Annotated in this window: 15 protein-coding genes; 7 read left to right on the top strand and 8 right to left on the bottom strand. The window is 47.0% G+C overall.

Annotation, left to right across the window (positions count from 1 at the left end; genetic code table 11):
- Positions 1-7 precede the first annotated feature (7 nt).
- Positions 8-652, bottom strand: a complete 645-nt coding sequence (yihA, locus tag CWC22_RS17935) for a ribosome biogenesis GTP-binding protein YihA/YsxC (RefSeq protein ID WP_049866241.1) — start codon at positions 650-652, stop codon at positions 8-10.
- 370 nt (positions 653-1,022) lie between these two features.
- On the opposite strand from yihA, the gene CWC22_RS17930 reads away from it, so the two are divergent.
- From CWC22_RS17930 to CWC22_RS17915, 4 genes are all read left to right on the top strand, one after another.
- Positions 1,023-1,655 (top strand): c-type cytochrome, encoded by a 633-nt coding sequence (locus CWC22_RS17930; protein ID WP_010383752.1) that lies wholly within the window; start codon positions 1,023-1,025, stop codon positions 1,653-1,655.
- A 648-nt stretch (positions 1,656-2,303) separates the two neighbouring features.
- Positions 2,304-2,954 (top strand): class I SAM-dependent methyltransferase, encoded by a 651-nt coding sequence (locus CWC22_RS17925; RefSeq protein WP_138537350.1) that lies wholly within the window; start codon positions 2,304-2,306, stop codon positions 2,952-2,954.
- Between the two features lie 22 nt (positions 2,955-2,976).
- Positions 2,977-3,552 carry a Der GTPase-activating protein YihI gene (gene yihI, locus CWC22_RS17920; RefSeq protein WP_138537352.1) on the top strand — a complete coding sequence of 192 codons (576 nt, stop codon included), beginning with the start codon at positions 2,977-2,979 and terminating at the stop codon, positions 3,550-3,552.
- A gap of 3 nt (positions 3,553-3,555) precedes the next feature.
- Positions 3,556-4,062, top strand: coding sequence for a DUF2489 domain-containing protein (locus CWC22_RS17915; protein WP_125558816.1), 507 nt, complete (start codon positions 3,556-3,558; stop codon positions 4,060-4,062).
- A gap of 11 nt (positions 4,063-4,073) precedes the next feature.
- On the opposite strand, the gene CWC22_RS17910 is transcribed toward CWC22_RS17915, so the two are convergent.
- The 6 genes from CWC22_RS17910 to cutA all read right to left on the bottom strand — a co-directional run bounded on the left by CWC22_RS17910 (position 4,074) and on the right by cutA (position 9,830).
- On the bottom strand, positions 4,074-4,967 hold the full coding sequence (locus CWC22_RS17910) for a DMT family transporter (protein WP_138537354.1): 894 nt from the start codon (positions 4,965-4,967) through the stop codon (positions 4,074-4,076).
- A 171-nt stretch (positions 4,968-5,138) separates the two neighbouring features.
- The gene (gene accC, locus CWC22_RS17905) at positions 5,139-6,479 is read right to left on the bottom strand and encodes an acetyl-CoA carboxylase biotin carboxylase subunit (RefSeq protein ID WP_125558820.1); all 1,341 of its coding nucleotides are present in this window, start codon (positions 6,477-6,479) and stop codon (positions 5,139-5,141) included.
- Positions 6,480-6,500: 21 nt separating this feature from the next.
- Positions 6,501-6,962 carry an acetyl-CoA carboxylase biotin carboxyl carrier protein gene (accB, locus tag CWC22_RS17900; RefSeq protein WP_125558823.1) on the bottom strand — a complete coding sequence of 154 codons (462 nt, stop codon included), beginning with the start codon at positions 6,960-6,962 and terminating at the stop codon, positions 6,501-6,503.
- 19 nt (positions 6,963-6,981) lie between these two features.
- On the bottom strand, positions 6,982-7,443 hold the full coding sequence (gene aroQ / locus CWC22_RS17895) for a type II 3-dehydroquinate dehydratase (protein WP_138537356.1): 462 nt from the start codon (positions 7,441-7,443) through the stop codon (positions 6,982-6,984).
- Positions 7,444-7,680: 237 nt separating this feature from the next.
- Entirely contained in the window at positions 7,681-9,510 is a 1,830-nt protein-coding gene (locus CWC22_RS17890; RefSeq protein ID WP_138537358.1) for a protein-disulfide reductase DsbD, read from the bottom strand.
- The gene (gene cutA, locus CWC22_RS17885) at positions 9,510-9,830 is read right to left on the bottom strand and encodes a divalent-cation tolerance protein CutA (RefSeq protein WP_125558827.1); all 321 of its coding nucleotides are present in this window, start codon (positions 9,828-9,830) and stop codon (positions 9,510-9,512) included. Before cutA ends, CWC22_RS17890 begins: the two co-directional genes overlap by 1 nt.
- Positions 9,831-10,004: 174 nt before the next feature.
- Between cutA and CWC22_RS17880 the strand changes: the two genes are divergently transcribed.
- The 3 genes from CWC22_RS17880 (at position 10,005) to groL (ending at position 12,670) form a co-directional block, all read left to right on the top strand.
- Positions 10,005-10,508: an FxsA family protein gene (locus tag CWC22_RS17880; RefSeq protein WP_138537360.1), complete on the top strand. Its 504-nt coding sequence runs from the start codon at positions 10,005-10,007 to the stop codon at positions 10,506-10,508.
- Between the two features lie 164 nt (positions 10,509-10,672).
- Positions 10,673-10,960 carry a co-chaperone GroES gene (locus CWC22_RS17875; protein WP_010383739.1) on the top strand — a complete coding sequence of 96 codons (288 nt, stop codon included), beginning with the start codon at positions 10,673-10,675 and terminating at the stop codon, positions 10,958-10,960.
- A gap of 60 nt (positions 10,961-11,020) precedes the next feature.
- Positions 11,021-12,670, top strand: a complete 1,650-nt coding sequence (gene groL, locus CWC22_RS17870; protein ID WP_138537362.1) for a chaperonin GroEL — start codon at positions 11,021-11,023, stop codon at positions 12,668-12,670.
- 289 nt (positions 12,671-12,959) lie between these two features.
- Here the strand turns inward: groL and CWC22_RS17865 are convergent, their stop codons facing one another.
- Positions 12,960-14,786: a hypothetical protein gene (locus CWC22_RS17865; protein ID WP_138537364.1), complete on the bottom strand. Its 1,827-nt coding sequence runs from the start codon at positions 14,784-14,786 to the stop codon at positions 12,960-12,962.
- Positions 14,787-14,899: the final 113 nt, after the last annotated feature.

Below are 14,899 nucleotides of genomic sequence, written 5' to 3'. Positions count from 1 at the left end.
CTTATGATTAGGCCGAAGGGGTATCCTGCTCTGCGTCTTCTTTGACGTATGGTCCCAGGAACCAGTCGTCCAGCTGCCAGGCAAGTTCTTTGAGCCCCAGACCTTTGAGCGACGAAAATGCATGGACGGTGATATCGGCATTGAGCTCTGCTAGTGCTTTACGAACCTGAAGTACCTCTGCTTTACGCTTACCTTGCTTGAGCTTATCGGCTTTAGTTAACAGTGCCAGTACCGGAATGTCGCTACCTGCGGCCCAGTTAATCAAGTCCATATCCAGGTCTTTCAGTGGGTGACGGATATCCATCAATACCACGATGCCCTTCAGGCTCTGGCGTTTTTGCAGGTATTCTCCCAGTGATTTTTGCCACTTCTTTTTCATTTCAAGCGGTACTTTTGCAAAGCCGTAACCGGGTAGGTCAATCAGGCGTTTGTCTTCGTCCAGCGAGAAAGTATTAATGAGCTGAGTACGGCCCGGCGTTTTACTGGTCCGTGCCAGTTTCTGATCAGTCAGAGCGTTCAGTGCACTGGATTTTCCCGCATTGGAGCGTCCAGCAAACGCTACTTCAATACCGGTATCGGCGGGTAATCGGGAAATATCTGGGGCACTCGTTACAAACTGAGCACGGTTATACGGCATGCGGGATTTTAGCACTTCGACTCCTCAAGGGGATTGATCTCATTATTGTCTATTTTATTATACTTGGTTGCTAAAGCAAAAGCCGATAAAATCTTCACCCTGGGTGAGTTTTTACGCTATGCCCTGGATGGGAAACTTAATCCAGGTCAAATCCCTATAATTTATGGGCTTAATGTGAGCAGAAAACGTGCCAGAGAAATTAATATCGTGTAGAATGTAGCAATTGCAACGTAAAACTCGAGTCCGTTGACTTTGGCTGTGCCAATTAGTGCACATTTAGCAAGCTTGGTCAGTCGGTCTCAAATAAGATTTGCCCACGCAGTAAAAGAAACGAGGCTTTTTCGGCTGGGGTCAAAATTACAGGGTCGGAAACAGAGAATTTACCATGAAAAAAATAGCATTAACTTTAACTATGTTGCTAGGGTCCTTGTCAGCCAGCAACGTCGCAGCATTTGATGGCGATGCGCAAGCCGGTAAAGCAAAAGCTGCAACCTGTGCGGCGTGTCACGGTCCGGATGGCAATGCTCCTGTTACTATGTATCCGAAAATCGCCGGCCAACATGCCGATTACCTATACAAGCAATTGAAAGAGTTCAAGCTGGGTATGACGTCTGGTGGTAAAGAAGGGCGTATGGATCCTGTGATGAGCGGTATGGCAATGCCATTGTCTGATCAGGACATGAAAGACCTGTCGGCATATTTTGCGTCTCTGCCAATGTCTTCTGGCACGACACCAGAAGATGTGGTTGAAGTTGGCCAGAAGCTTTACACTGCCGGTGATGCTGAGCGCGGTATTCCGTCTTGTGCCGCATGTCACGGTCCACGTGGTAACGGCACGTCACTGTCTAAGTTCCCGAAAATTTCATTCCAGCACCCTGAGTACATCAAGGCACAGCTTGAAAAGTTCCGTAGCGGCGATCGTAATAACGATCCAAACGGTATGATGAGCGATATCGCGAAGAAACTGACTGACAAAGACATTGAAGTATTATCTAAGTACTTGGGTGGCCTACACTAAAGTCGTATAGATGAAAAACTAACCCAGTGTAAACGCTGGGTATTGTAAAAAAGGCAGCAACTGAGCTGCCTTTTTTTGATCTTGGATTGTGAGATATATCTCAATGATGATGTAGGATATGTACCTATGCGATCTGTACGACTTGACTTAATTTCATTTTGTGTTCAGTTGTAACCTATTGTAATAAAATTGATTTGATGTTGTTTCAAAATATTCAGGTAATAATTTTGTTATTGTTTAGTTGTAACTGTTTCAGATCGGCGTAGATTATTCGTTGTCGCCAGATAATACAAAAACAGGGACAATTCGTATCGGAAGCGTCGGTGGCATAGTTGAGTATTCAGTTGTGAATACACAGGATGATTAAGAAAGCGTCAGGAAGACCGACAATAAAAAATGCATTGGAAGTTTGATAACAATAACAATATGGAAAGTGTTCACGGAAGTGACAACAAAAACAAAACGGAAGATACCACAATAAAAATAACAATGACTTAAAAGTCGAAGGGAGAAGTGTCCAGTTTGTGACGCTCAGATTAGTAAGCGGTAGAGAGCAATCTCTGCCGCTTTTTTATTTTTTCGTGCATATTTGTTCACTAATTGATTGCTGTTACAATACAGCCTTTAAGGCATTTCGGTTTATCTCAGTTGCAAAATCCTCAGTCATGGCGTTGTGGCCTTTGTGAAGGCGATTCACTGACGCATTACCATCAGGACAAATTCAGAGACTACTGGCAGTGTCAGCGCTGCAAGCTGGTATCTGTCTCCCCCGAACAGCGATTGAGCGCTGAGCAGGAAAAAGCCATTTACGATAGCCATGAAAATAGCCTGACGGATCCTGGCTACAGACGGTTTTTATCCCGACTGGCTGAGCCCTTGTGTGCTCGTTTGCCAGCTGCGCAATCCGGGCTGGACTTCGGCTGTGGTCCGGGCCCTTTACTGGCAAAAATGCTGACCGAGGCGGGACACCGGATGGCCGTCTATGATTTATACTATGCCGATGATCCCAAAGTGCTGGACCACCAGTATGACTTTATCACGTGTAGTGAAGTGATTGAGCATCTGGCTCAGCCAGGCACAGTGCTGCATCGGCTGTTAACCATGTTGAAACCTGGTGCGCCTTTAGCATTGATGACGAAACTGGTAATAGATCCGGCACGCTTTGCAACCTGGCATTATAAAAACGATCAAACCCATATTGCGTTTTTTAGTCGGGAGACGTTTGCCTATATTGCAGAGCAATTTAATACCCAGGTTGAAGTGATCGGCAATGATGTCATCATTTTGACTAAGCGATAGCGAAGAATGAGTAAAGACTAGTATGACGAGAAAGAAAAAATCCCGTAAAGTGGGTAATATAGGTACTCCCAGACTCAGCAAAGAAAAGCTGCAGGAGCTCAGAGCACTGAAAGATCAGCGTTCTAAAAAGCTGAAGGGTAAAAAGCCTGGCTCGCGTAATGCACAGGAAGCCAAAGTGGAGGAGAGTCAAACCACGGGCAGTAAAAAGGATCCGCGTGCGGGCAGTAAAAAGCCTGTCGCTCTGGTCCCTCAGGTACAGCAGCCAAGTCAGCCTAAGTTAAATCGAGACCTGAAGCCTCAGGTGGAGCTGAAGAAAGTGGCGCAGGTGACATTAACACCGGAAGAAGAGCTACGACAGCTGGAAAATGATGAGCGTCTGATGGCGCTGTTAGAGCGTCATGAGCGTGGTGAGCTACTGACAGGCAAAGATGCCAAGTACTTCAATAAGTCGGTGGCTCGTCACCAGGCGTTATGTGAGTTACTGGGCATTGATGATGAGTTTGAAGAAGCCGATATGGCTCAGGAAGATGAGCTGGATCAGTGGATGAGTAATGATCTGGCTGATGAGTGGTTAACAGACGAAGACGAGGAGCGTTAAGCTATGTGGATAGCCGCGATTGTGGTAGGCGCGTTGATCATTGCCGGTTTGGCCTTTTATGCCGGCAAGCTGCTGTGGCAGCTGAAAGTTCAGAAAGACACGATAGCAAAATTGCAGCAGGAGCAAAAAGAGAAGCTGGCGCGTTCTCGTCAGGAACGAAATGCTAAACTATCCGATAGTATCAACCTGATCGCCAAAGCGATGCAGCAGAAACAGTGTGAGTACTCTGAGGGCTGTTTACGCGTGTGGGTACTGATGTCTCAGTACAGCTTTGATGAAGAAGTCGAGCTGAGTCAGAGTTATCCGGGTGTGCATGAGATGTACGAAGAAGTCAAAGAAATGCCAACCCATGAGGCGCGTAAAAAGTACAGCAAGAAAGAGATCTACAAAATGGATGCGCAGCGCTGGCGTGCTGAAGAGCGTCTTGAAGCACAGATCCTGGAAGACTGTGAAAAGCTACTGAGTCGTTTTAAGCCCTTACCGGGCAGTGAAAACGTGGTCTTTCAGTAGCTATATATGCTTTACTGGGAGCGCGCAGTGCGATCTGCTTGCAAGGTGGCGGGTGAAAAACCCGTCACCAGCATAGTCCCCGTTAATACCAGCACCATCCCGCCTAATGTATTAAGCCCAACCTGCTCGTCTAATATCAGATAGCCCCAGATAATGCCAAACAGGGGGATTAAGAAAGTAACCGATAGCGCAGAAGCCGCGCCTACCTCTGAGATTAATCGAAAATATAATAAGTAAGCAATGCCGGTACAGATCACGCCTAAGGCGATCACAGCAGAGATCTCTGTGCTATCTGGCACTGCCCGCATGGGTATGAAAGGCAGCAGTGGCAGTAGCCAGACGACGGCGGCCCACATGCTGCCATGGGCATTATCAAACGCGGCGATCTGGGGCGCATTTTTAGCATAGTTGCTCGCAACCCCGTAACTGACCGCAGCAAGTACACCTGCCAGGACCGGCCAAATCAGCTTTTCTGAGACCAGTGTCTCGTCCCAGCCAACTAAGATGACAACGCCGCATATCCCAAGCACCATGCCGATCAGGGACTTGATAGAAAGGGGTGTTCGATGCCAGAAAAAGGCGATTAAGGCACCCCAAATGGCCGCCGTGGCATTCAAAATTGCCAACATAGAAACTGTCAGGGTTTGCGCTGCATAGGCAAAGAGTACGAAAGGCAGCGCGGTATTGAGCAAACCCAAAATAAAATAGTGACGGGCGTGGGCGCGAAAGTGCAGATATTGTTTCAGATACAAAGCTATCACGAGCAACGCCAGTGCGGCGAAGCTCACTCTGAATTCAATTAAATAAGCAGGGCCAAAGGTCGGTGCGGCAATGCGCATAAACAAAAATGAACCGCCCCAGATTGCTGCCAAACAGATCAAACGTAAAAAGCTGGTTAAAGGCATAGGGTTCCCTTTTACAGAGCCAGTCTGCGGATGAGAGAAATGATAGTCTTAAAGTGACTGAACAGACGCCCTGATGCAATGAAAAATAAAGAGTAAGTTCTGAAAATGGCTAGGAGAGGGCTCAGAGAAGGTAAAACACGCAGGAGCACATTGGCTCCTGCGTAAACGGGCTTACAGGCCCAGTTTCTTTTCCAGATAGTGGATGTTTGTGCCACCGTTTTGGAAGTTTTCGTCCGCCAGAATTTTCTTGTGTAGCGGGGTATTGGTTTTAATACCGTCAATCACAAGTTCATTCAAAGCGTTACGCGCTCGGGCAATGGCCACGTCACGGTTTTCACCGTAAGTGATCAGCTTACCGATCATTGAGTCGTAATGCGGCGGTACTGTGTAATCAGCATAAATATGGCTGTCCCAGCGAATGCCCAATCCACCGGCTGGGTGGAAACGTGTGATCTTGCCTGGAGACGGAATGAAATTGTCCGGATCTTCAGCATTGATACGACACTCAATTGCATGGCCACGGATCACAACATCATCCTGAGTGATAGACAAGGGTTGACCTGCAGCAATTTTCAGCTGCTCTTTGATTAGGTCAACGCCAGTCACCATTTCAGTCACCGGGTGCTCTACCTGGATACGCGTGTTCATCTCGATGAAGTAGAATTCACCATTTTCATACAAGAATTCGAACGTACCTGCACCGCGATAGCCGATCTCAATACACGCACGCGTACAACGGTCACCAATGAACTTACGCATTTCTGCAGTAATACCAGGTGCAGGCGCTTCTTCCACAACCTTCTGGTGACGACGTTGCATTGAACAGTCACGCTCACCGAGGTGGATAGCATTACCTTGTCCGTCAGCCAGTACTTGTACTTCGATGTGACGAGGGTTTTCAAGGAATTTCTCCATGTATACCATGCCATTACCAAAGAACTGTTGGGCTTCAGTTTGTGTTAGTGCGATTGAGTCAAGTAGCTCTTCTTCAGAGCGTACAACACGCATACCGCGACCACCACCGCCACCGGCAGCTTTGATGATCACTGGGTAACCGATACGCTTCGCGATCTGTACGTTACGCTCATTGTCATCCGTTAGCGGACCGTCTGAACCTGGTACACACGGGACGCCTGCTTTACGCATTGCTTCAATCGCTGACACTTTATCACCCATCAGACGAATGGTATCGCCTTTTGGACCGATAAAGATAAAGCCACTCTGTTCAACCTGATCGGCAAAATCGGCATTCTCAGACAGAAAGCCGTAGCCCGGGTGAATGGCAACGGCATCAGTAACTTCAGCTGCAGCAATGATGCGTGGAATATCCAGGTAACTTTCACTGGCGGCGGGTTTACCAATACAAATGGTTTCGTCTGCAAGTAGCACGTGTTTGAGGTCACGGTCGGCGGTCGAATGGACCGCAACTGTTTTAATCCCCAGCTCCTTGCAGGCACGCAATACGCGAAGCGCAATTTCGCCTCGGTTTGCAATGACTACTTTATCTAGCATAGTGTTAACCTTCCAGGGGCATTATTCGATGATGAACAGAGGTTGATCGAACTCAACCGCGTCGCCATTCTCAAGCAGGATCGCCTTCACAACACCGGCTTTGTCAGCTTCAATTTGGTTCATCATCTTCATCGCTTCAACGATACACAGGGTGTCGCCTACGTTGACTTTTGAGCCTACTTCTACGTACGGAGCAGCCGTTGGTGAAGAAGCTGAGTAGAAAGTACCAACCATAGGTGACTTCACCTGATGGCCAGCTGGTGTGTCATTGGTTGCAGCAGGTGCCTCGGCAGCTGGCGCAGCTGGTGCTGCTACTGGTGCTGGTGCCGCAGTGGGTACTGAGTACTGCTGTGGTTGAGCAATAACCGGTGCGCTGCTGTGACGATTGATACGTACAGACTCTTCACCTTCGGTGATTTCTAGCTCTGCAATGCCTGATTCTTCTACTAATTCGATAAGTTTCTTGATCTTGCGAATATCCATAACTTGACCCGCCTGTTAGTTAATTTGAGTTATCTTGTTTGCGCAGCTTGGCTACGGCGGCCATCAATGCCGCTTCGTAGCCCAGCGCACCTAATCCACATATCACCCCCTGCGCCACATCCGAGAAGTAGGATTTGTGACGAAAAGGCTCGCGTGCATAGACATTTGATAAATGCACTTCATAAAACGGGATGCTGACGCTCAATAAGGCATCTCTCAGTGCAATACTGGTGTGCGTAAATGCCGCCGGATTGAAAATGATGCAATCAACACGATCATATTGTGCGTGAATATGATCGATCAGCTCGGCTTCGCTATTGCTTTGAAAGTGACTCAGCTCAACATCGTAATTTACTGCGCTTTGTGTGAGGTCCTGCATGATGTCTTTTAAGGTCCGGATGCCGTACTTATCCGGCTCACGTCGGCCCAGCATATTTAGGTTTGGGCCATTCAGGACTAAAATCTTTAAATTTGTAGACATAATGCGTGAAATTCCTTTATTTAGAAAACAAAGCGACTTTTATTAGCAAAGACCTTGTTAACTTAAGCGTATGCACAGTAAATAGCAAATATTTCTCACGTTCGCGAACTATTATAGAGAGTTCAAGGTAAATAGCAGCAAAATACTGGTCTAATCAGCATAAGAAGAGACGAGACACAGAGGCAAATCTTCAGGCCTCTGTGTCTGGGGGAGCGGATCACTCGCTAAAAAGGCAGGTTACAGGACGTATTGACGTACTTTTTCCAGGTGCGCGGCGAATTCGTCAGCGTCCTGGAACCCGGTAACACGCAGTTCGGGGATCTCATTGCCCTGCGCATCAAAGAACAAAATACTGGGCAGACCGAACACAGTAAACGCTTCCATGATCTCTATGGTGGTGTCGTTACTTTCTGTCAGGTCGAGTTTTAAGGTATCGAAGTAGACAAACTGGGTCTGCACCTGCTCGGTTGGGAAAGTGTATTTCTCAAACTCTTTACAGGCCACACACCACTCTGCATACAGATCCACCATGGCAATTTTGCCTTTGCTGTTGGCTTGCTCGACTGCAACGTTCAGTGCAGCCAGGTCGTCCAGGAGTCGGAAACCTTGCTTGTCTTCATTCTGCGCAATGCTGACCGGGGCAGTGTTAGTGTCCGGAAAAACCACGCTTCTTGCGGTGAGTAAGCCGACGATAAATAAGCTGGTTGCCATTGCCCAGAGTACCGTTTTACCTTTACCTTGAGCCTGTCCGCTTTGCCAGTGATGCAAATACAGAGCGGTTGCCACTGCCAGCACTGATGCCATGCCCAAAATAATGTTAAAGTCGAGGATCCGCTCAAGTAGGATCAAAGGCACAAACAGCATGACAAAACCGAACAGGGTTTTGACCTGATCCATCCAGCCCCCGGCTTTAGGCAGCAGTTTTCCGCCCGAGGTGCCAAGCAACAGGAGTGGCAGACCCATACCCAGACTTAGCGCGTACAGTGTCAGGCCGCCAACCATAAAGTCGCCACTTTGAGCAACATAAAGTAGGGCCGCAGACAAAGGGGCCGTGGTACAAGGTGAGGCAATCAGGCCTGACAATACGCCCATGGAGAACACTCCGACATAGTTGCCGCCACTTTGCTGATTACTGATCTCAGTCAGCTTGCTCATCATGGAGCTGGGTAGTTTGATTTCGTACCAGCCGAACATCGCAAAGGCCAGTAATACAAACAGTAAACTAAAGCTTATCAGCACCGCTGGATGTTGCAGATAGCCCTGTACCTGGCCACCAAAATAGGCAACGACCAGTCCAAGCGCCGCATAAGTCACGGCCATGCCCTGAACATAAACAAAAGACAGGCTAAATGCTTTCTTGGTCGACAGATGTTGCTGCCCGGCGATCAGGCTAGACAGGATTGGAAACATCGGGAAGACACAAGGGGTAAATGCCAGACCCACGCCAACCGCAAAAAAGACTGCCAGGTTGGTGAGTAGTGATTGCTGTGCCAGGCGTTCAGTGAAGCTCAGGTCGTCATCATTACCAGAAGAGGCATCCGGCTGACTGGTTGCTTTGGTAGCGGGTGGGGTTGCATCATCATCGGCACTGACTAAGGCAGTTAAAGGGACAGTGATCACTTCTGGCGGGTAGCATAGCCCCGCTTCGGCACAGCCCTGATAACGTATTTTGACCACCGCACCGTCGGTGATATTGCTGAGCCGGGAGATCACCGCAAATTGGTCAAAGTACACTTCGGTTTTACCAAAAAATTCATCTTCGATCATTTCACCCTGTGCATATTCGGGCACTGAAATGTCTGCCCCTTTGGCGATGATCTCCAGTTTCTTCTTATATAAGTAGTAGCCGGGGGCAATATCCCAGCCGGTAAACAGCACTTTGCCCTGCTGGTCGAAGTCGAACTTAAACGCTTCTTCGACGGGTAAAAACGTTTGCTGCTTAGGAGCTAGCAAGCTATCGAGCACAGTGGCATTGCCTGCCGCCTGGCTGTTGGTGCTTATCAGCATCAACAGGGCGGTTAAAACGGCCAGTATGCCGCTGGGTAAAAAGCGCGTCAGCATTCGCATTAATTCAGTACCTCATCAATCCAGTTAAAATAGTCCCGCGATCCCGCACAGACTTCGATGACCTGAATTTCAGGGACATCGTATTGGTGCAAACGGTGAATGGTCTCCATGACAGCCTCGACTAAGTCAGCATGCGTTTTAATCATTAACTTGTACTCGCTGTCCTGAGTGACCTCGCCCTGCCACACATAGATGGACTCAACGCTTGGCAAAATGTTCACACAGGCTGCCTGTTTATTTGCCACCAAATGCCTGGCAATGTCTTGGGCCTGAGCCTGAGTGCCACAGGTGGTCATGACCAATCGGTAAGGCGTCGTCATGGTTATCCTTTCACTTGAGCTAAATTTGCTCTAGTGTAACCAAACATGCCGGGTATCCCAAGCGCTTCACCTGCTCTTTCAGCGCATTGGTCGCGTGCTTTGCAGTACCTGATGCGCGGGCTTGAAATAAGACCCGAGGACCCATACATCTATTTCAGTTATTTTGGAGATCTTATGTTTAAAGTCCTTTTTCTACTCTTTATTGTTATTCCCATCGCTGAAATAGCCCTGTTACTACAAGTCAGTGACGTCATTGGCGGATTTGCCACACTGGCACTGGTGATCCTGACAGCGGTATTGGGCGCACGTTTGGTGAAACAACAAGGTCTGGGTGCTTACGCGAATGTGCAGCAACAAATGGCACAAGGTCAGCTTCCTGCCAGTGACCTGTTTGCCGGGATTTGTGTGATCATTGCCGGTGTGCTGCTGATGACACCGGGTATTATGACCGATGTGTTGGGCTTTATGTTGCTCACACCGGCCATACGTCAGAAGCTGGCAAAGGCTCTGTTGCAGCGTGCCACGGTTCAGGTGCAAAGTGGTGGCATGTTCAATCAACATTCGGCACAACAGGAGCAGCAGTTTGACCCGTTTGCCGGCCGTACTTCTGGTCATGAGCAATCGCAGCGTGATGAAGGGAACACCACCTTAGAGGGTGAGTTTAAGCGTAAAGACTAAAAAAATTGAAAAAAATGCTTGGATTTTGTTTTGCCCACCCCCATAACGTGAAGCAACTTAGAAATTAATTAGTTAGCCCCTTTTTAACGAATCTGTTTGAGCGGGCAAACATCTTACACTATGTATTCTGTCATTGTTCAGAAACTGTTAGGAGAACTAAACACATGAACATTCGTCCTTTACATGATCGCGTTATTGTTAAGCGTCTTGAAGAAGAAACAAAGTCTGCTGGCGGTATCGTTTTAACTGGTTCTGCCGCTGAAAAATCAACCCGTGGTGAAGTGGTTGCTGTGGGCAACGGCCGCGTGTTGGACAATGGTGAAGTGAGAGCATTACAAGTTAAAGCGGGCGACACAGTATTGTTTGGCTCGTACGTTGAGAAAACAGAAAAAATCGAAGGTCAGGAGTATCTGATCATGCGCGAAGATAACATCCTGGGCATTGTAGAGTAAGCCCGGTCGTCGCACTCAACATTTAACGGTTAATCGAAAGAATTTAGAGGAATAAATATCATGGCAGCTAAAGAAGTTCGTTTTGCAGGCGATGCCCGCACTAAAATGCTTAAAGGCGTAAACGTACTGGCAGACGCAGTAAAAGTAACTTTGGGTCCAAAAGGCCGTAACGTGGTACTGGATAAGTCATTCGGTGCACCTACCATTACTAAAGATGGTGTATCTGTTGCAAAAGAGATCGAACTGGAAGACAAGTTCGAGAACATGGGCGCACAAATGGTAAAAGAAGTGGCGTCTAAAGCAAACGATGCGGCGGGTGATGGTACTACCACTGCAACGGTACTGGCACAAGCTATCGTGAACGAAGGCCTTAAATCAGTCGCTGCGGGTATGAACCCAATGGATCTGAAGCGCGGTATCGACAAAGCAGTGATTGCTGCGGTTGAAGAACTTAAAGCGCTATCTGTTCCGTGTTCAGACGCTAAAGCTATTGCTCAGGTAGGTACTATCTCTGCAAACTCTGACAAAGAAATTGGTGACATCATTGCTGAAGCAATGGAAAAAGTTGGTCGTGAGTCTGGTGTTATCACTGTAGAAGAAGGCCAGTCACTACAGAACGAATTAGACGTTGTTGAAGGTATGCAGTTTGACCGCGGTTACCTGTCTCCTTACTTCATCAACAATGCGGAAAAAGGCCAGGTTGAACTGGACAACCCACACATTCTGTTGGTTGACAAAAAAGTATCTAACATCCGTGAATTGCTGCCAACGTTGGAAGCAGTTGCAAAAACCAGCAAGCCTCTGTTGATCATCGCTGAAGACCTTGAAGGTGAAGCGCTGGCAACTCTGGTTGTAAACAACATGCGCGGTATCGTAAAAGTTGCAGCGGTTAAGGCGCCAGGTTTTGGCGACCGTCGTAAAGCAATGCTTCAGGACATCGCTATCCTGACTGGTGGTACGGTTATTTCTGAAGAGATTGGCCTGGAGCTTGAGAAAGCAACAGTTGAAGACCTGGGTACTGCGAAGCGCGTTGTTATCACTAAAGATGACACGACTATCATTGATGGTGCGGGCGAGCAGGAAGGCATTGACGGCCGTGTTGCACAAATCAAAGCACAAATCGAAGAAGCCACTTCAGATTACGACAAAGAGAAACTACAAGAGCGTATGGCTAAACTGGCCGGCGGTGTTGCAGTGATCAAAGTCGGTGCAGCAACTGAAGTAGAAATGAAAGAGAAGAAAGACCGCGTTGAAGATGCACTACACGCAACTCGCGCAGCGGTTGAAGAAGGTGTGGTACCAGGTGGTGGTGTTGCACTGGTTCGCGTTGCGAGCAAGATCGAATCTCTGACTGGCGAGAACGAAGATCAGAACCACGGTATCAAAGTTGCGCTACGCGCGATGGAAGCACCACTTCGTCAAATCGTATCAAACGCAGGTGATGAAGCCTCTGTGGTTGTTAACGCAGTGAAAGGCGGTGAAGGTAACTATGGTTACAACGCAGCTAACGGTCAATACGACGACATGATCGAAATGGGTATCCTTGACCCAACTAAAGTAACGCGTTCTGCACTGCAGTTCGCAGCGTCTGTAGCTGGCCTGATGATCACCACAGAAGCCATGGTTGCTGAAATTCCGAAGGAAGAAGCAGCGGCTGCCCCAGATATGGGCGGCATGGGCGGAATGGGTGGCATGGGCGGCATGATGTAATAAAAGCCGGCCCAAATCGCTTTTTAGAAAAACCCTAACAGTTTGATGTTAGGGTTTTTTTATGTCTGGAATTTGTTAAAGCTTCATCATTTTAGGGGGATAAACTGGGTGTCGAATAAGTTCCCCTGTATTGCTTCTAGTGTCAGAGAAGCAGACACTCTTATGAAGAAGCATGTGGTCGTATCTTGGATATAAACGACATTAAATCCGGCCCAATCTAACTGTTTTATACAACAACCCTATCAATGATGAGTGCTAAGTGCTTACAATAATTTCAAAAGTTCCTGAATTAAGATTTATCGCTCAAACAGGTTGCGTTCGGGCGTTGTGAGATTCGCCTCCATACTCCCCACAGGTCCTCGGCGAAAGCTTTACTCGGTGCATGTCCCCCAACAACGTACCACTCATTGCTATATTCATGGCAGTCGAGTGCGTCTATAACGGTGTTACCGGGTTGGTCATATAGTTGGCTAGGATCCCAATAGCCATCTTTTACAGGAGGAGGTGGTGTATGTGGTCCTTGCTCAAATTGACACAGCTGATCGTCAGTCATACTAAACTTGAGTTGCGCACTTAATGATATATAGCTTTCATCAGTACTCGCTTTGAGTTTTGCAAGTGCATCATTCGCTTCATTTATACAGTTTAATGCTCCATCACTGACATTAAATTGCGTGAATTGGCCTTTGATATCAACAGCAATTTTATTCTTTGACAAGACAAATTCATTCACATCGGATTGGCCTGCTTCATTGTTGGCGACAACAAGTACAGTTTTTTGTGTCTCATTGTAAAGGTAGAACTGTTTTTTACCCTGTTCATCGTACGGGCCGCCTTCGCCTAATTCGTAAATTGGGAGGCTAGTAATAATATGTTCTAGGATTTTACCGAATTGGCTTTGATATGAGATTAAGCTATCCGTACTAATGTTATCAAAAATGGCCTTAGCAGCAGATTTAGCTTTATCTATGTTCTTTTGTGAGTAAAAGCCATAATTTTGCAATAGCTCTAGATAGTTGTTTATATCATTCCAACTTAGTTGTGTGTCATAGTTGCTTCCTTGGCGCGCGGCTTGAGAAAGCGTGTTAGTTACATCAGGGATCTGTCTAATATAGCGGGCGCCGAAGTCATTTTGTTTGTGGAAACAAGTCCAATCGTCTTCTAAGTCTTGTTCAATTTCCACACAGTGATCAAAAACCTCCTGTGAGCGTAGTACTTGATCTTTTGCAGCATAAGGCCCTCGGTTGTACATAAAAGACATAAGCATAGACAGTGCGTCAGGATCTTTAGATTGTTGTAAAAAGAGATGCATTGAATCTTGAGAGGAGTCAGAACCTTGATTCCAAGGTAAAGAACCACTTACTATTGCTAGTGCAGAGCCGTTATAAAAACCACTGCTCAAAGATGAGCCGAGTATATTGCGAGCCGGTCCCGCATGTGAGCTTAGTACTGTTTTTGGATCAAGGTTTTTAAACGGAATAGGGAACCCTCCTCCAACAACGCCCTGCAATTCTGACCAAGCGCTGCCAGGGTATTCGATTTGTAGCACGCCATCATCTTCTTCAACACCACCAGGCAGATCCTTACCAAGGGAGCTTTCTTGTAGGCCTTTTGATACAAAGTAGTTTGGATTCATTTGTCGTTCAAAATAGTCACCGAATAGTTCACTTGTCGCGAATGGTCGGGATAAATCAAAAGTACCATTTGGGCCTTTTTTTAAGCCGTATTGCATTTGTACACGGCTCGACGCACTGGCATGGGCAAAGGCTAATGCCCACAGCTTGTGTTCGGTGATCGTATTCGAGGATGGAATACCTCGTACGCTTAGGTTTATTTCGTTTGGAAACTCAGCATACCAATCAATGTGGTAAAACTGGCCAGGTTTATTACAACCTTTTCTATCAATATCATACCCTCCGTCAGGAGTTTCTATGATCTCACAATGGTAATTCACAGTTATTTTGTCGGCGAGCAAAATGCGGTAATCCACATTGCCATTATGAGTTGGCAATAGTTGGCGATATTGAGCCAAGTCAATAGTTTTTATTGCTGATACTTGAGTGCTTAAGCTGAGCAACAGCGCACTATAAATAGAGTGAAGATGTATTTTTTGCATATGTTAGTCTCTCATGTTGTATCGAAATCGTTTGCTTTTGACATCGCTGTCAATGTATAAAGTATACAATTTTGATCAAAAAACATACTATGTAAAGGTTTTCAGTTCACTTT

This window comes from Pseudoalteromonas rubra, assembly GCF_005886805.2.
Lineage (GTDB): Bacteria > Pseudomonadota > Gammaproteobacteria > Enterobacterales > Alteromonadaceae > Pseudoalteromonas > Pseudoalteromonas rubra_D.
Note: the sequence above shows the minus strand (reverse complement) of the source record. Positions and strands in the feature narration are given on the sequence as shown.